The organism is Halothiobacillus diazotrophicus (assembly GCF_001663815.1).
Classification (GTDB): domain Bacteria; phylum Pseudomonadota; class Gammaproteobacteria; order Halothiobacillales; family Halothiobacillaceae; genus Halothiobacillus; species Halothiobacillus diazotrophicus.
On sequence record NZ_CP016027.1, the window covers coordinates 1,850,363 to 1,868,096 of the forward strand.

The window sequence follows — 17,734 nt, forward strand, 5'->3', positions numbered from 1 at the left end:
TCAACCCTTTGCCGCAGTAAGTACGGCGTCCAGCACGGCATCGAGCGACGCCTTGTCTTCGCCAAAGCCACCAATGTCGGCCTTCGCCACGTTGAGCACGAAGGTTTGACCCTTGCGTGGATAGGCGGTATCGAGCGCGTGCGCCTTCGTCGCCAGCGCCTCCGCCGACTTGCGCGTCAACGATTCGCCCGTCTTGGCGCGAATCGCGGTTTCAAACGCATTGGCGAGATTGCGTGGTGCGGCATCGTGACAGACCGACACAGCGACGAACTCGGGCGGGTTGTGCGCGGCGAAACTGTTTTGCTTTCCGGTGGGTTCGGCAAGTACGAAACCTTCGAGGAAGGTGCGCAGCCCCTTGGTGGCAAGATCCGTGTCGCCCTGGAGGTTAGTCACCAGCTTTTCCCAATCGACGACGGCGTAACGGTAGTAGCAGGCCGAATTGAATTCGATCGTGCCCATCATGTCCGCGCCCGTCGTGTCTTCCGGTTTCAGGTCATCTACCGCTGTGTAGAAGTCGAATTCGCGTTCGACCGCGTGGGTCGAAATCGCGTGCGCGACCTGGCAGGCGGCATGCTGGTTTTTCTCGGGCATGTCGGCAAGCATCCGACCGAACAGTGCCACATCCACCGCCTTACCGCCGCTGAAAATCGCTTCGATCTGGTCCCTGACCTCTTTGGGCGCGCTGCCTGCGGCGTCCTTCTTCGACTTCTTCTTTTTGCTGCCATCCTCAGCTTGATCAGCTTCGGCTTCCACGATCAAATCCCAGTGCTGGTCAATGGCCCCCGCCACCGCTGCGATCTCGCGCTTGCCGAGAAACAGCAGGTATTGCGTCTTGTCAGCATCCTTGGATCTGCTGATCTTGATGTAGGACAACGCGGTTTCCGCTTTTGCTCGCGCTTCGGCGGCATCGCGTTTGCCCGCCAGTGCGTCGGCGACAGCCTGGTACACGCGCTTGGTACGCACGGCAAGTTCGTCTGCACTGAATACGCCTTCGCGTACTTTCTCGTCGAAGAATTGCCGAATCGCGCGCTTGTCGCACTGGCTCGACACCCGTCCCCGGCGCGTGCCGCCGAAAAACGCGTCCTTGGGCGCGCCGGTGTCGTCTCGGTTGAGGTTGGACGGCGCAAAATTTTGCAGAACGTGAATCTCGATCAGGGTTTTCATGCGGCGGTCTCCGTGTCGGCATCAATGTTTTCGGTGGGTGTGATAGTGCGGTAGAAGGCACGTGCCCAAGCGTTTTGCACATTCTTGTCGGGGCGGTTCCAGTACAGCAGGTCGTTCAACAGCGCCTGAAAGTCGATGGGCTGCTCGTTCAGCAGAGCGATCATCTGGCGCAGGCGGTGCGGGAGTTGTTCGCGGTCGGCATCCAGTAGATGAATGAAGCGTCGCTCGGTGCTCACGGAACCGCTGGCAAGCTGGTGCAGCGCACAGGCTTTGGCGAGCGGCGTCAACACTCCGGCACGACCCTCGCGCCAATGTGCTGCCCACAGACCGGCGACAAGGTAGTGCATCTGCCTGCGCCAGCCTTCGGCTTCGCCCTTCAAGAAGGGCTCGACGTAGGGAAAAGCCGGAATGTGCGTGCCGGGGTCGAATGCGAGGCTGCGCCGCAATACAGCGCGCACTTTCGTGTCTCGTGCGTTCATGTCTTCCAGCCATGCGATGTACTCACTCATGCGGGTTCCTCCTGTATCTGGGGATGGGTTTCGTATTGCTGGATTTCCTTGTTCAGCGCGCCGACTTGCTTGTTGACGTGCACTTCAGCGCGCACCAACGCGCGGATGGCCCAGGCATCGCTGGTCGAAACCGACGCTGCATGCCGATGCCATGCGTCACGGAGCGTCTTGCGCACGGTTTTGAGCCAACCGTGCCGTATGACATCAGGGTCGGCATCGATGGTGTATTGGCGCAGCACGTCGTGGAAGGCAGTTTCGAGCGTGGACCAGTACATGGCGGACACAAGCATCTGCTCGACGAAGCGGCTGATGTCCTTGCCATCGGGCTCGCGCTCGCCCCTGCTCAGCAAGTCGCGTGCGAAACACTTGCAGGCACGCCACAGAGCCTGCTGGCAGGTTTCGGCATCAGCGAGAAGTTGATGAATTTCGCTCCGGATCGTACGGTCGCCAAGCAAGGCCTCGGGTAACGCGAAGCGCTCCAACCGCCAGAACTCGATCTTGGCTTTGTTGTTGGACTGCCCCAGAACAATAACCGAACGCGGAAAACGCGCGTGGTCGAAGCGCGTCAGCGCCATTGCGTGCCCAATGACTTCGGGGGCCAAATTCGTGTCATCCGGCAATAGCGAATCGAAATCGCGCCACAACCCACGGTCACGGAACTGGATCGACAGCTTGCCGTTCTTGTCGTCAATGCGGTAACCGAGCATCGGGTCGATGTGGTCTTTGGTCACATTTTCCACACCGGACGCGAAAGCAAGCTTGCTGACGCTACCATCGTCCTCTCCACTTAGTCGGATCGACCTCGTACGCCAAGTGTAGCGGTCAGCGTAGCCCGCTATGCCGCGCTTTGCTCCCGTCTTGAGATCCGCCACCGTTTCCGGATTGCGCTCCCAAACGGGCAAGTCGCCTGGTATTAGCACGCGGTTCTGCGGCACGAGGTTCATAAGCAGGGTGTCTTCCAGGTGGCGCCCCAGCGGTAGCACCATCGCTGCCGTTGCGGACGGCGCGGTGCCGGTGTGGGACAACTCGCTTTTGCCCGCGCTTACGGAAAATGTCTGTGTCGCAAGCAGCCAGCGTGCCGCTGCCGCAGGCGACACAGCTTCGGGGTGAGTGACATCGACATGATCGAACAGCACCTTGGCGTTGTCGGCATTATGTTCGGCGGCGAGCACTGTCCACGCACGCCAAACTTTGGGCTCGAAGTCCGGGATCTGAAAGAAGGGCTTTTTGTCGTCGAACAGCCAGAATCGATCTCGCCAACCTTCGAGGTAAGCGCAGATCTTTTGCAGAGGCAGCCCAGCCTTAAACAGCTCCTTGGCCTGATCGATGTCTGTCGGTCCTTCGAGCGCCCGGTAGAGCACGGCGAGCAGGAAGCGATGCAGGCTGGCCGTGACCAACGGCGAGGGGTCTTCGATCACTGCGATGTCTTTGGCTTGCAGCAAAGTGTCGCGGATGCCGAGTTCAACGCGCCCGCCGTCGAGCTTGCGAACAGGAATCCAGGCTTCGTCGATCAGATTGAAACGGCTCGATCCAGCGCTCATGGGGTCTCCTTGGTTTCGTAAATCAAACCCAGTTCGCTGGAGATCCGCACCTGCGGGTCATCGATCCAGCGTGATTCGGAGTCGAGCCGTAGTGGATAAGCGTTACGCAGCAAGGCGCTTTGCCGCCAGCCTTCGGGCACGCCCTGCGCCCGTAACCGCGTAACGATACCTTTGCGCGAGAGGTTCACGGCACGCAGATACCAGGCCTTGGCCTGCGCGAAATCAGGCGCCACGGTGGGGTCGAAAGCGTCCGACGCGAAGAGCGGCACAACGAGGACGGAATCCTCGCCGAGCCGGGTTCTGACCTTAAGGCTGGCGTGGACGCCGGGCTCATCGTCGTCGTATAGGGTGAAACGCATACCTGTTTTCCACGAAGCGTCGTCAGGCAGACCGATGATGGACCGATGGGCTTCGCCGAAATGGGCAAATTCCTTACCCAGTGCGTCCTGCATGGCGCGATCAAGGCGAGCTTCGAGCGAGGCTTCGACGTCGACAGATTCCTCGTAGACCGATGCCACCAGCACGTCGATGTCGTCCGGAAGTTGCAGCGTCGGTTTGCCGCGTAACAGGCTGCGGGTACGGAGCAGCACGTCTTCGCGGTAAACAGCTCCCCACCACAGCGGCTTGCCGAAGCACGGCGGCGGGTCTTCCGCCAGCCCGGCGACGATGAGGTTGGGCTCAGCGACATGGCGCGCACCACGCGCATGCCGCCACAACCGCCCGGCACGTTGCAGCAGCAGATCGATGGGTGCGAGGTCGGTGACAATGAGGTCGAAATCGAGGTCGAGGCTTTGCTCGGCCACCTGGGTGGCGATGAGGATTTTCCTGCCCGTGCGCGGGGCGGGCGAAGTATTGTCGGGCGGACCAAACAACTTCAGAACAGCGTCCTCGCGGCGCTGCCGCGCGTCGGCGGGGAAGCGGGCGTGGAAGAGGTAAACCTCCGTGTCGTCAGGCAGCCGCTTACCGATAGGCTCACCATCAACCATCAACGGCGCACCTACTCCATAATCCCGGTACAAATCCTGAGCGCGCTGCACGGTGTTGGTGAGCGCCAACGCGTAGCCCCCGTCAACGAGTTGCGCTTCGAGTGCGGCCTTGATCGCATCGAGATCGGCGGTGACCGCTTCCACGCGCAGGGTCAGGCGGCGCCTGGGGTCGGCGTCAAACGAGGTCGACCGCACCGCTTCGCCCGGCTGGTAAACCGAAAGGCGTGGATAAATGGCGTCTGGTTCCGGCGGCTTCTGTCCAACCAGTTCCGCGAGCTGACGACGCGTCTGCGGTGGCAGCGTTGCCGTCAGTAGTACGACCGACGCGCCAAGCGCCAGCAACCAGCGCAATAAGTGAAGCAAGAGCGTGCCGGTGTAAGCGTCGTAGGCGTGGATCTCATCGAACACGACGACGCGATTCGCCAAGCCCCACATACGCACGAACTGATGGCGCACCGGAAGGATGGTGAGCAGCGCCTGATCAATGGTGCCGACGCCATATTCCGAGAGCAAGGCTCTCTTCTTGTGGGTGAACCATTCGCTGGCGCGCACATCACCGCCCTTGGCGATATCAGAAATGCCACCGGGCTTGAGTTGTTGGAATTCGTCGTTGAGCAGTGCGCCCCCATGCAACAGTTGCATATCCAGTTGCCGATCACCGCGCTGGCTCTGCAAGAACTTGAGCACACGGTGAAACATCGCATTGCCGGTGGCCTTGGTCGGCAAAGCGACATAGAGCCCACGATGTCCGAGCCGCCGCTGTAATTCCAGATGCGCGTACAACGCGGCCTCGGTCTTGCCTTCACCCATTGGCGCTTCGATCAGCAGAATCGTGGGTTGGTCGATGGCAGCAAGCGCGTTGACCATCGCTGTTTGTAAAGGGCGCGGTGCAAAGCCGAATACCTCATCGAACGGTCGTGCATCGTCCATAAGTGGCAAACGTGGCAGCCAGCCAATCTGGTTCAGCGCGTTTTCGACGTTAATCGCGCGACGGGTCCGGAACCACGCCGACGGATCCTCGCAATCGTGCGGCGTGCCGAAGGGGAAAACCGCTTCGTTTGATCCAATCCAATCGGCGAAGCTGGTCAACCCCGCCAACAACATGAAATCCGGACCGGAGAGCGATGGTTTGCTGGGCGGCGCACCAGGAGCGAAGACTGCGATTAGAGATTGGAACAGCCCACGACGGGTCTCTTGCCATGCGGGTTTACCGAGTGCACGACGATTGCCTCCGAGCCGGTCAAGCGTCAAAAGGGCCGCCCGCTCTCCATGGTGACACCCCACCGCGTCCGCGACCAGTTCCGCCATGTCTTCGGGCCAGCCATGTTCGATCAACAGTTCGAGTAACTCAACCTGGCTGACAAACGCATGATTGATTGACGTATCGGGACTCGGCCCGACATCCAGGCCCGACAGGTTTTTCCACTTGCACTGAAACCCTGGGCATCCCTTACCCAAATCATGACAGGCGATCAGCAGTAGAAGCCACGGTTGAGCATCAACCCAATCCAACCCCAACGCGGCAGCAAGGCGATCTCGCGTGCCTTGTGGTTCGCGCGCCATAATACCGTCTGCGCAGGCAGCGACATCAAGAAGGTGAAGCAATAACGGATGCCACGCGTCGGTGCCGATGTCACGGGTCTTAGCCCACAGCAAATGGTGCGCAGGTAACGCCAAATCAACGACCGGATCTATCGACTCTGACACGAAACCTATGCTCCCTCGGCCTCATTGATCAGCCGCGAACAGTTCAGACACCAGTCACACGTCAACTAAGTTGACTCATTATGGCAGTACATGGCACACAAGCAATAGAGGGGAAAAATCCGAAGCAGACAAAGCGGAACGTATGGTCACGAAAGTCGGAACGATTCGGATCAAGGTGGACAACCTGACTCATCCCCAAAATTGACCATCAATAATCGACCTGCGCATCATCTTCATTCTTGGCCAACATCAACACGTTAGTAATCGCACACACCGGTGCGCTCATACCATGAAGCGTCCTGGACGGAGGGATCGGGCCATTTCTGACACCCTATCAGTATCAATACATGTGCCCTCGCACCGCCTCCAATGCAATACCTCCACTAGGTGGTAGATCTGCATGGAAACCCCAGGTCAGATGCAACTCCATAAAATGCAAAAAAAGCCAGCATTTCTGCTGGCTTGAGTTACATTTGCAACACTTTTACCGATGGTAGAATCTAGAACGGAATATCGTCCTCGCCAAACCCCTGATCCGCACGGGCTGGAGCGCGCGGCGGCGGGGGCGGTGCGCCGTAGCTGTCGCGGTTGCCGCTGCTGCGGGCTGCCGCCGGGGCGCGGGAACCGCCACGGGCCGGCGGGGCGTTGCCGTAGTCGTCGTCCATGCCGCCGCTGGAGCCGGCACCGCCGCCCGAACCGGAGCCGCCTCGGCCGCCGATCATCTGCATTTCGCTGGCGACGATTTCGGTGGTGTAGCGGTCCTGACCGTCCTGGCCCTGCCATTTGCGGGTTTGCAGGCGGCCTTCCACATAGACCTGGCTCCCTTTCTTCAGGTATTCGCCGGCAATTTCCGCCAGACGGTTGAAGAACACGACACGATGCCACTCGGTGTTTTCCTTGGTTTCGCCGGTGTCCTTGTCGCGCCAGGTTTCGGAGGTAGCCACGGTGATGTTGGTGACCTGCCCGCCGCTCGGCATGTACCGCACCTCGGGGTCCTTGCCCAGATTGCCCAAGATGATGACTTTATTGATTCCGCGACTGGCCATCGGTGATTCCTCTTCTCAATATATGCGCTCGGCCGCTGCTGGCGGTTCCAGCGCGGCACTAAAGTCCGTACTATAAATCACTTGGCCGGATCTTTCCCCCTGGATTGCTGGCGTGGCTCTTTACCCCCTGATTATCTTGCTCGAACTTGGATTCCCATGGCTGACCCGTTTATTCGCATTCGCGGCGCACGCACGCACAACCTGAAAAACATCGATGTGGATTTGCCGCGCGACAAACTGATCGTGATCACCGGGCTGTCCGGTTCCGGCAAATCGTCGCTGGCCTTCGACACCCTGTTCGCCGAGGGCCAACGCCGCTACGTGGAGTCGCTGTCGGCCTATGCCCGCCAGTTCCTGTCGATGATGGACAAGCCGGACGTGGACTACATCGAGGGCCTGTCGCCGGCGATTTCGATCGAGCAGAAAACGACCTCGCACAACCCGCGTTCGACGGTCGGCACGGTGACGGAGATCTACGATTACCTGCGCCTGCTGTACGCCCGGGCGGGGATTCCGCGCTGCCCCGAGCACGGCATCGATCTCACCGCGCAAACGGTGTCGCAGATGGTCGACTGGGTACTGGCCCTGCCGGAGGAATCCCGCTGGCTGCTGCTGGCGCCGGTGATCGAGAACCGCAAGGGCGAGCACCACAAGCTGTTCGACGAATGGCGGGCGCAAGGCTTCCTGCGGGTGCGCATCAACGGCACCGTGTACGAGATCGACGAGATTCCCCCGCTCGACCCCAAGGGCAAGAACACCATCGAGGTGGTGGTGGACCGCATCAAGGTTCGCTCCGACCTCGGCCTGCGCCTGGCCGAATCCTTCGAAACCGCCTTGCGCATCGCCGAAGGCCGCGCCGTGCTGGCCAGCATGGACGACGAGACCAGCCATACCTTTTCGGCCCGCCATGCCTGCCCGGTGTGCGGCTATTCCCTGGCCGAACTCGAGCCGCGTCTGTTCTCGTTCAACAATCCGGTGGGCGCCTGCCCGACCTGCGACGGCTTGGGCGTGAAACAGTTCTTCGATCCGGCCAAGGTGATCGTCAACGAGGAACTGTCGCTGGCCGGCGGCGCGATCCGCGGCTGGGACCGGCGTAACGTCTACTACTATCAGCTGCTGCTCTCCCTGGCCCAGCACTACGGTTTCGACCTGGAAACGGCCTGGCAGGATCTGCCGACCGGTATCCAGGACAAGATCCTGAACGGCAGCGGCCGCGAGAAGATCGTGTTCACCTATCTGAGTCCGCGTGGCAAGCCGAGTACCAAGGAGCATACCTGGGAAGGCGTGCTGCCGAACATGGATCGCCGTTATCGCGAAACCGATTCCCAGGCCGTGCGCGAGGAACTGGCGAAATACATTTCCGAACAGGCCTGCCCGGCCTGCCACGGCGCGCGACTGAATCAGGCCGCGCGGCATGTGTTCATCGCCGATCACAACCTGCCGGCCATCAGCGCGCTCTCCATCGCCAAGGCCGCCGAGTTTTTCCATAATCTGAGCCTGGAAGGCGCGCGCGGCGAGATCGCCGGACGGATCGTGCGGGAAATCGGGGCGCGTCTGGGCTTCCTGAACGACGTGGGCCTCACCTATCTCTCCCTCGACCGCTCGGCGGAAACCCTGTCCGGTGGCGAAGCGCAACGCATCCGCCTGGCGAGCCAGATCGGCTCAGGGCTCGTCGGCGTCACCTATATTCTCGACGAACCCTCCATCGGCCTGCACCAGCGCGACAACGACCGCCTGCTCGGCACCCTCACGCATCTGCGCGAACTGGGCAACACGGTGATCGTGGTCGAGCACGACGAGGACGCCATCCGCGCGGCCGATTACGTGCTGGACATCGGCCCCGGCGCCGGGGTGCACGGCGGTCAGGTGGTGGCCCGCGGCACACCCGAGGAAATCGCCGCCACGCCGGATTCCCTGACAGGCGATTTCCTGGCCGGACGACGGGCCATTGCGGTTCCCGAACGTACGGCGCCGAACCCGGATCGCCTACTGCGGCTCCATGGCGCGAGCGGGAACAACCTCAAGGGCGCCGTACTGGAAATCCCCATTGGCCTGCTGACCTGCGTGACGGGCGTTTCCGGCTCCGGGAAATCCACCCTGATCAACGACACGCTGTTCCGCATTGCCGCACGCGATCTCAACGGCGCGAGTACGCATCCCGCGCCTTACGAGCGCATCGAGCATCTCAACCTGCTCGACAAGGTCATCGACATCGACCAGTCGCCCATCGGCCGCACCCCGCGCAGCAACCCGGCGACCTACACGGGCCTGTTCACCCCGATCCGCGATCTGTTCGCGGGCACCCAGGAAGCACGCTCGCGCGGTTACTCGCCGGGCCGTTTCTCGTTCAACGTGAAGGGCGGGCGCTGCGAAGCCTGCCAGGGCGACGGCGTGATCAAGGTGGAAATGCACTTCCTGCCGGATGTGTATGTGCCCTGCGACGTGTGCCACGGCGCCCGCTACAACCGCGAAACCCTGGACATCCGCTACAAGGGCAAAACGATCGCCGACGTGCTGGGCATGACGGTCGAGGATGCCGCGCCGTTCTTCGAGGCCGTTCCCGCCCTGCATCGCAAGCTCACCACCCTGCTCGACGTGGGTCTGGGCTATCTCAAGCTCGGCCAGAACGCCACGACGCTCTCGGGCGGCGAGGCCCAGCGGGTCAAGCTCGCGCGGGAACTCTCCAAGCGGGATACGGGCAACACCCTGTACATCCTCGACGAGCCGACCACCGGTCTGCACTTCGCCGACGTCGAGCAACTGCTTGCCGTGCTCTATCGCCTGCGCGACCAGGGCAATACCGTGGTGGTGATCGAGCACAACCTCGACGTGATCAAGACGGCGGACTGGATCGTGGACCTGGGGCCGGAAGGCGGCAGCGGCGGCGGCGAGATCATCGCCAACGGCACGCCGGAAACCGTGGCCCGCAATCCGCGCTCCCACACGGGCCGCTACCTCGCGCGCTTACTGGTTCCCCCGGCGTAAATCGCCCGGATCGACAAAATCAGTCGGACACGGGCGCAGCATCGCGCCGCGTCAGAGTGAGATACGTCACCAATCCCAGAATCACGGCCAGGAACAGGGCACTGGTGCCGACCGTACCCAAACCGAGCCCCTGATTCGCAACGGGCTGGGAGAGGTAATCCCCCAATGAGGCGCCCAAGGGCCTAGTTAGGATGTACGCCAGCCAAAAGGCCAGGATGGCGTTGAGCTTCAGGAAGACATAGGCCAGCGTCACCGCAGCAATCACGCCGGCAAACAATACGGCCGAAACCCAGTAGCCCAATTGCAGACTTTCCGCTGCCAAGTCGCCGGCGGCCGTGCCCAACGCGAACGTGAAGAGGATCGCCGCCCAATAAAAAAGCTCGCGCGAGCGGGTGAACACGCTGTGAATCGACAGCGTGCGCTCCTTTGCGAACCAGAAGGCAAACGTCGCGATCAATGCCACGCTGAATCCCGCCGTCGCCGCCTCAAGGGACACCCCGAAATGATCGACCAGATTATCGGTAATCAGGGTACCCACGACACTGATCAGCACGACGGCCAGCCAATACAGCCAGGGGATATATCGCGGGCTGCGAATCTGAGCGGTCAATACCGCCAGCAGCAATACGGTCATCACCACCGAGGTGCCGGTCAAGCCGAGGTTGAGACTGACATTCAGAAAATCCGCCGCAGTCTCTCCCACGGTCGTCGCCAGGATCTTGATGATCCAGAAGAACAGCGTGATTTCCGGTACCTTGCTCCACAACATGCTCGAGGCGGATTGGGCGGGAGACATTGTTGCATCGAGGGTGTTTGCCATGTTCGAACTCCTGGTTTCCTGAGTATTTTGATTCAGCACGAACCATACGAGACCCGACATGGCACAGAGATGAACGATGGATTACCGTTCGGAAAACCGGGTACAACCGGATGCGCCCCCGGCATGGGCGTGGACGTGGGGCGCGACCAGAGGCAGGATCCGCTGCTAGAGCAGCGGTCGAAGCCGGTCAACGTCCGAGGGAGCATGGGGAGCGGGAGGGCGGGACCGCTGGGTACCGCCCAGGGGTAGGGCCACCTGCTAGTCGCCAGGCCGGGGCGCGAGCCAGGCCCGGGCGGACTGCTCATCCAGCTGGATCTGGGCGACCAGATCTGCCAGCGAATCGAATTTCCGCTCGTCGCGCAGGGGGTGCAGGAAGCGCACCCGCAGAATCTGACCGTAGATATCCCGGTCGAAATCGAAGAGATGGACCTCAAGCCGGGCATCGCCGCCACTGACGGTCGGCCGGGTGCCCACGTTCGCCACGCCGGAATGGATCGAGCCGTCCGGCAATTCGGCATCCACCACGAACACGCCCCGCAGCGGGGAGAGGCGCCGGTTCAGGGCGACATTGGCCGTGGGAAAGCCCAGTTGCCGCCCGCGTTTGTCGCCGTGGGTCACCCGGCCGCAGAGCGTCACCGGCCGGCCCAGCAAACGGGCGGCACCCGCCACGTCCCGCTCGGCCAGATGGGCGCGAATCCGCGTGGATGACACGCGTTCGCCATCGACCTGCATGGTGTCGGCGGCCTGCACCCCGAAGCCCGACTGCGCCCCCATCCGTTCGAGCAGGGCGAAATCCCCTTGCCGGCCATGGCCGAATCGGAAATCGTCGCCGATCACGACCTGCCGGGCCTTGAGCGTCTCCACGAAAATATGCCGCACGAAATCCTCGGCCGGCATGTCCGCCAATCGACGGGTGAAGGGCAGCACGATCAGCGCTTCCGCGATCGGTCGCTCGGCCCCCAGTTCCCGGATGAAGCAGACCCGTTCGCGCAGGCGCGTCAGCCGCGCGACGGGGGCATCGGGCCGGAAGAACTCGCGTGGCAGCGGCTCGAAGGTCATCACGACCAGCGGCAGGGACCCCGACTCGGCCAGGGCGGCCGCCTGCCGAAGCACGGCCTGATGCCCCAGATGCACGCCATCGAAGTTGCCGATCGTGACGACGCAGCCGTGCGGGAAACGATCTGGGTCGGGAAGTCCACGAATGAGTTGCATGACCGGGTCTCGGTTAATCTCGAACGGATGATTTAGGACGCATGATCTCGAATCGGCAGGCGTGCATGCATTGGCGCGCTGCCCGAGGCGCCGATTGTAACGCAGGGTGGCTCATTGCCCCGGCCCGCCGTGTCGCGCTTCGTGCGCCTCGTCGACCGCCTTAAGATCTCGAGGCGCGGCATCCTGCGTGGAACGCAGGTGCTGGAGCAGCCGCCGGGGGTGCAGGCCGCCGAGCCACCCCGTCAGCGCGAAAACCAGCGCCCCCCCCGTAATCAGCATCACCAGCACGCCGAAGCGCTGCCAGGCCGGCCAATGGCCCCAGCTCGCGGCCTGCGGGAGCACCCAGAGCAGCACGGCGCTCATTACCAGGGTCGCCGCCAGCACTTGCCGCAGAAACAGCCACAACGCCGGGTCCGGTCGCCAGCTCCCGCGTCGCCGGAGCGTGAACGCCAGCAGCCCGAAATTCACCCAGGCCGCCAGCGCGGTGGTCAGGGCCAGCCCGACATGAGCGGCATAGCCACCCAGCAGGAAAATCCACGGCAACACGATGATGGCCTTGAATCCGAGGTTGGCGCCGACCGCCACCATGCCGATCTTCACCGGGGTCTTCGTGTCCTGCTGGGCATAGAAGCCGGGGGCAAAGATCTTGATGAGCAGGAAGGCGGGCAGGCCCAACGCATAGGCGGACATCGCCAGCGCCACCATATGGGTATCGAAGGCGTTGAACGATCCATATTGAAAGAGGGAGCTGAGCATCGGCTGCGCCAGCACGACAAGCCCGGCGCAGATCGGCAGGCCGAGCAGCACGGTGAACTTGATGGCCCAGTTGAGGGTGCCGTTGAAATCGCCGTGATCCGTCCGGCTGAAGGCACGCGAGAGCTTGGGCAGGATCACCGTGGAAATCGCCACACCGAACACGCCCAGCGGCAGTTCGACCAGCCGGTCGCTGTAGTAGAGCCAGGACACGCTGCCGGCCATGAGCAACGAGGCCAGAATCGTATCCACCAGCAGGTTCACCTGGGTGACCGACGCACCGAAAATCGCCGGGATCATCAACCGAATGGTTTTGCGTACGCCGGCGTGATGCCCAAAGCGCGGACGCGGCAGCAGGCCCAGTCGCGCCAGAAACGGCAGCAGAAATCCGAACTGCAGCACGCCGGCTGCAAGAACGCCCCAGGCCAGGGCCATCACCGGCTCGGCAAAATACGGCGCGGCAAGTACCGTGGCGGCGATCATGGCGATATTCAGCCAGATGGGGGCCAGCGCCGGCATGGAGAAGCGGCCGAAGGCGTTCAGGGTACTGGCGGCAAAAGCCGTGAGCGAGATGAAGAACAGGTAGGGAAAAGTGATCCAAAGCATGTGCACGGCAAGATCGTGCTGAACCGGATCGCCCGTGAAGCCGGGCGCGAACACCAGGATCACGAGCGGCGCGCCGGCAATGCCAAGCCCCACCACCAGGATCAGAACGGCCGCCAGCGAGCCGAACATGTGATCGATGAAATCCTTCAGTTCTTCCGCCGTGTTCTTCTCGCGATATTCCGACAACACCGGCACGAAGGCTTGCTGGAAGGCGCCTTCGGCGAACAGTCGCCGCAGAAAGTTCGGAATCTTGAACACCACGAAGAAGGCATCGGTGGCCGGGCTGGCGCCGAACACCCGGGCCAGGAGCATGTCGCGCACGAAACCCAGAATTCGCGACAGCATGGTCATGCTGCCGATCACCGCCGTGGAACGCAGCAGGCTCACGGGACGACTAGTGTTGGCCATCGAACCCCCACAGCGGCCCGACGACCGACCAGATGTTCGCGAGGACTTGCGGCTCGCCCGCGGCCGTGGGGTGCAGGCCGTCCGCCTGCATCAGGCTGCGATTCTCCGCCACGCCCTGCAGGATGAACGGCACCAGCGGCAGGTGGTTCTGCGCGGCCAGCGCGTGATACATGTCCCGGAAGGGCGTCGTGTACAGCGGGCCGTAGTTCGGCGGCAGCATGATGCCGAGCAGCACGACGCGGGCACCGGCCTGTTCGCTCAACGCGATCAGCTTCTGCAGGTTCTGGCGGACGATCGACAGGGGCAGGCCCCGCAGACCGTCGTTGGCGCCGAGTTCGATCAGCACCCAGCCGGGCTGATGCACGGCCAGCAGTTCCGGCAGGCGGGACAGGCCGCCCGAGGTGGTCTCGCCGCTGATCGAGGCATTGATGACGTCCCAGGGGATGCGCGCGCCCGACGACTGCTCCGCTGCCTTCATCCGTGCCGTCATCAGGGCTACCCAGCCCTTGTCCTCGGGCAGGTTGTAGGCGGCCGAGAGCGAATCGCCCAATACCAGCACCGTATGGGCGCGAACCTCGGGAGCGAGCGGCGCTTGCCCCCAGGCGAGGGATGAACTACAAGCTAGAAACAGCACAATCAACCAGCGGAACACGCACATGCCCTCAGAAGTCGTCAATCCGGTCATCCGTGCCGAGCGGGTCAGCAAGGTGGTGGCCGGTCCGGTCGGGGCGACCGATGATAGTCCGAAAACCCTGACCATTCTGCACGAGGTTGACCTCGAAATCGCGCCCGGCGAGGCCGTGGCGATCGTCGGCCCCTCCGGTGCGGGCAAATCCACCCTGCTGGCTCTGCTCGCCGGACTGGACCGGGCCTCGACGGGGCGGATCACACTGGCCGGTTTCGACCTCGACGATCGGGACGAGGATGGACGCGCCGCCGTCCGCGCCGGTCGCGTGGGGTTCGTCTTCCAGTCCTTCCAGTTGATCGACGGGCTGACGGCCCTGGAAAACGTTGCCCTCCCGCTGGAGCTGAACGGCATCGCGGCCGCCGAGGACCGTGCCCGCAACGCCCTGACGGAAGTGGGCTTGGCCCAGCGGCTCAGTCACCAACCCCGGCAGCTTTCCGGCGGGGAGCAGCAGCGCGTGGCACTGGCACGAGCTTTTGCCGGAACGCCCGACATCCTGTTCGCCGACGAGCCGACCGGCTCGCTGGACACCGCCACGGGCGACCAGGTGATCGACCTCCTGTTCGAACTGCGCGACCGGCATGCCACCACCCTGGTGCTGGTGACCCACGATCCTGCTCTGGCGCGCCGGTGCGATCGACGCTACGAAATCCGCGGCGGTCGCATCCGGACGCTCGGCGCATCGGATGGCACGCCCACGACCGACGCGGAGCCGGCCGCGTGACGACCCGACAGATCACCGTCCGACCCGGCTCTGCCCGCCCGGCCATCGGGCGCATTGCGGCAAAGGGGCTCTGGCGGGAGCTGCAATCGGGCATGCTGACGACCATGCTGGCCGCACTGATCGTCGCCGTGGCCGCCGTCACGGCCGTCGGGTTTTTCACGGATCGCGTCGATGCCGGCATGCGTGCCCAGGCGGCGGAGTTCCTGGCGGCCGATGGCCGGATCGATGCCCCCGACCCGCTGAACCAGGTGCGGGAGACGGCCCAAGGGCTCGGTCTCACCACGGCGGATACCCTGACCTTTCCCACCGTCGTGCTGGCCAACAACCGGCCGCTGCTCGTGAGCCTCAAGGCCGTCGGCCCCGGCTACCCCCTGCGCGGCAGCTTGCAGATCGCCCCGGCCATGGCCCCGGCAACGGTCCCGGCCAGCGCCCCCTCTGACGAGTCGGTCGATTCGGGCAACCACGAAATCGATGCCGAGACCGTCGACCATGGCCCCGCCCTCGGCACGGTCTGGCTCGCGCCGCGTGCCCTTGCCCTGCTGGACCTCAAGCCGGGCGACCCCCTGCAGATCGGTCAGAAGACCTTCACCATCGCCGCCCGCCTGCTGCGCGAGCCGGACGTCGGCAATGTCTTCGCCCAGGCCGCTCCGCGCGCCATGATCGCTCTGGCAGACATCCCGGCCACAGGCCTCGTCACGCCCGCGAGCCGGGTACGCTACCACCTGCTGCTGGCCGCACCCGCTGCGCAACGCGCCGCCCTGTTCGCCAAGCTCAAGGCCAGGCTGCCGAAGGACCGGACGATCGAACGCCCGGAAAACAGCCAGCCGGCCTTCAAGACTGCCTTCGACCGGGCGGCACGATTCCTGGGGCTCGCCGCCATGGTGGCCGTGCTGCTGGCTGGCGCGGCCCTGTTGCTGGCCGCACGCCACTACAACGCGGTCCAGCAGGATTCGGCCGCCCTGATGCGCGCCTTCGGCGCCTCCCGGCGCACCATCGGCCGGATCTACGCCCTGCGCCTGCTGATGCTGGCCCTGCTCGCGACGGTGCCGGGCGTGCTGATCGGCGCCGTGACCCAGCAGGGTCTGGCCGCGCTCATGCGCCATGCACTCGCCGTCGCGCTGCCGCCCCCGGGCCTTCTGCCGGTGTTCATCGGCCTCGGCATTGCCCTGATCGCCCTCATTGGTTTTGCCCTGCCAGCCCTGATCCGCCTGCAGGACACGCCGCCCCTGCGCGTGCTCAACCGGCAACTGGCAGCGCCGCCGCCCGCGGCGGCAGTGCTGTTCGGCTTCGGCCTCGTCGCCATGGGGCTGCTCGTCTGGCTGCAGGCGCGCGACCTGACGCTTACCGCCTATGTGCTGGGCGGCATGGGCGCGAGCCTCTTGGTCTTCCTCGGGCTGGCCTGGCTGCTGATCCGGGGCCTGCGTCGGTTGCGCGTCCAGGGCGTGGCCCGCTTCGGTCTCGCCCGGCTGGCACGGGAACCGCTGGCGGGCAGCATCCAGATTGCGGCGCTGGCGCTGGGATTGACGGCCCTGCTGCTGCTCGGCGTCGTTCGCGGGGATCTGCTCGATGCCTGGCATGACCAGATCCCCGTCGATGCCCCGAATTTCTTCGCGATCAACATCCAGCCCGATCAGGTGGCCGATCTCAAGGCCTTCCTGCAGGCGCACCGGATTCACGGGGCGGGGTTCTATCCGATGGTGCGGGCGCGCTGGACGGCGGAGAACGGCAAAACGATCCACCCGGAAACCTATCAGGGCCAGGCACGACGTCTGGCGGAACGGGAATTCAATCTCTCCACCACGCCGACCCTGGCCGCCGACAACAGGATCGTGGCCGGCCACTGGTCCGGCAAGGGCTGGTCGGTCGAGCAGGGTATCGCCGATACCTTCCACTGGAAACTGGGCGACACCCTGACCTTCCAGGTCAACGGCTCGCCCGTCACGGCGGCCATTACCAGCATCCGCAAGGTCAACTGGGACTCGATGCGACCCAACTTCTTCGTGCTGGCCCCCAAGGCGCTGCTCGCCCAGGCACCGGCCCAGTACGTCACGAGCTTCTACCTGCCCCAACCGAACATTCCGCAACAGACCGCCCTGCTGCGTACGTTCCCGACCCTGACGCTGTTCGACCTCGGCCGCATTCTGGCGGAAGTGCGCAGTCTGATCGACCGGGCCAGTCAGGCCGTGCAGTACGTATTTCTGTTCACCCTCGCCGCCGGCCTTATCGTGCTGATGGCCGCCTTTCACGCCAGCGAAGCCGCCCGCCTGCGCGAAACGGCGATTCTGCGCGTTCTGGGCGCGCGACGCAGCCAGATCATGCAGGCACTCTGGCTGGAATTCACCGTGATCGGTCTGCTGGTGGGGCTGCTTGCCGCCGTCGCGGCCGGGGGATTGGGCGCCGTGCTGGCCTGGAAGCTGTTCGATCTCTCCTGGCGGATCGACCTGCGCCTGCCGACCTACGGCCTCGCGGCCGGATGGCTGCTCGCCCTGCTGCTCGTACCCTGGCTGGGCGCGCGGATCACGCGGGCATCGCCGATCGCCGCTTTACGCCGCTAACCGCCAGACGGCAGCCGAAGTCCTTGCGGAAAA

At 63.7% G+C, this 17,734-nt stretch carries 12 protein-coding genes; 3 read left to right on the plus strand and 9 right to left on the minus strand.

Features of this window, described 5'->3' with window-relative positions:
• The 5 genes from cas7e to ssb all read right to left on the minus strand — a co-directional run bounded on the left by cas7e (position 1) and on the right by ssb (position 6,953).
• A complete protein-coding gene (cas7e, locus tag A9404_RS08085; protein WP_066100018.1) occupies positions 1-1,164 on the minus strand; it encodes a type I-E CRISPR-associated protein Cas7/Cse4/CasC in 1,164 nt (387 codons plus the stop codon).
• Complete coding sequence (gene casB / locus A9404_RS08090) at positions 1,161-1,673, minus strand: type I-E CRISPR-associated protein Cse2/CasB (RefSeq protein WP_066100021.1); 513 nt, start codon at positions 1,671-1,673, stop codon at positions 1,161-1,163. The genes cas7e and casB overlap by 4 nt, the downstream gene beginning before the upstream one ends.
• A complete protein-coding gene (gene casA / locus A9404_RS08095) occupies positions 1,670-3,214 on the minus strand; it encodes a type I-E CRISPR-associated protein Cse1/CasA (protein WP_066100024.1) in 1,545 nt (514 codons plus the stop codon). Before casA ends, casB begins: the two co-directional genes overlap by 4 nt.
• A complete protein-coding gene (gene cas3, locus A9404_RS08100) occupies positions 3,211-5,907 on the minus strand; it encodes a CRISPR-associated helicase Cas3' (RefSeq protein ID WP_197490310.1) in 2,697 nt (898 codons plus the stop codon). Before cas3 ends, casA begins: the two co-directional genes overlap by 4 nt.
• A gap of 500 nt (positions 5,908-6,407) precedes the next feature.
• Positions 6,408-6,953, minus strand: coding sequence for a single-stranded DNA-binding protein (ssb, locus tag A9404_RS08105; protein ID WP_066100029.1), 546 nt, complete (start codon positions 6,951-6,953; stop codon positions 6,408-6,410).
• A gap of 156 nt (positions 6,954-7,109) precedes the next feature.
• Here ssb and uvrA point away from each other — a divergent pair, with 156 nt between their 5' ends.
• On the plus strand, positions 7,110-9,938 hold the full coding sequence (gene uvrA / locus A9404_RS08110) for an excinuclease ABC subunit UvrA (protein ID WP_066100032.1): 2,829 nt from the start codon (positions 7,110-7,112) through the stop codon (positions 9,936-9,938).
• A gap of 19 nt (positions 9,939-9,957) precedes the next feature.
• On the opposite strand, the gene A9404_RS08115 is transcribed toward uvrA, so the two are convergent.
• The 4 genes from A9404_RS08115 to A9404_RS08130 all read right to left on the minus strand — a co-directional run bounded on the left by A9404_RS08115 (position 9,958) and on the right by A9404_RS08130 (position 14,413).
• Positions 9,958-10,758, minus strand: a complete 801-nt coding sequence (locus tag A9404_RS08115; RefSeq protein ID WP_082922838.1) for a COG4705 family protein — start codon at positions 10,756-10,758, stop codon at positions 9,958-9,960.
• 258 nt (positions 10,759-11,016) lie between these two features.
• Positions 11,017-11,970 carry a bifunctional riboflavin kinase/FAD synthetase gene (gene ribF, locus A9404_RS08120; protein WP_066100035.1) on the minus strand — a complete coding sequence of 318 codons (954 nt, stop codon included), beginning with the start codon at positions 11,968-11,970 and terminating at the stop codon, positions 11,017-11,019.
• A gap of 111 nt (positions 11,971-12,081) precedes the next feature.
• The gene (gene murJ / locus A9404_RS08125) at positions 12,082-13,737 is read right to left on the minus strand and encodes a murein biosynthesis integral membrane protein MurJ (RefSeq protein WP_066100038.1); all 1,656 of its coding nucleotides are present in this window, start codon (positions 13,735-13,737) and stop codon (positions 12,082-12,084) included.
• A complete protein-coding gene (locus A9404_RS08130) occupies positions 13,724-14,413 on the minus strand; it encodes an arylesterase (protein WP_231880882.1) in 690 nt (229 codons plus the stop codon). The genes murJ and A9404_RS08130 overlap by 14 nt, the downstream gene beginning before the upstream one ends.
• Between A9404_RS08130 and A9404_RS08135 the strand changes: the two genes are divergently transcribed.
• The gene (locus A9404_RS08135; protein WP_066100044.1) at positions 14,394-15,146 is read left to right on the plus strand and encodes an ABC transporter ATP-binding protein; all 753 of its coding nucleotides are present in this window, start codon (positions 14,394-14,396) and stop codon (positions 15,144-15,146) included. The two genes, A9404_RS08130 and A9404_RS08135, sit on opposite strands and share 20 nt — an antisense overlap.
• Complete coding sequence (locus A9404_RS08140; RefSeq protein WP_082922839.1) at positions 15,143-17,701, plus strand: ABC transporter permease; 2,559 nt, start codon at positions 15,143-15,145, stop codon at positions 17,699-17,701. Before A9404_RS08135 ends, A9404_RS08140 begins: the two co-directional genes overlap by 4 nt.
• The last annotated feature ends 33 nt before the right edge of the window (positions 17,702-17,734 follow it).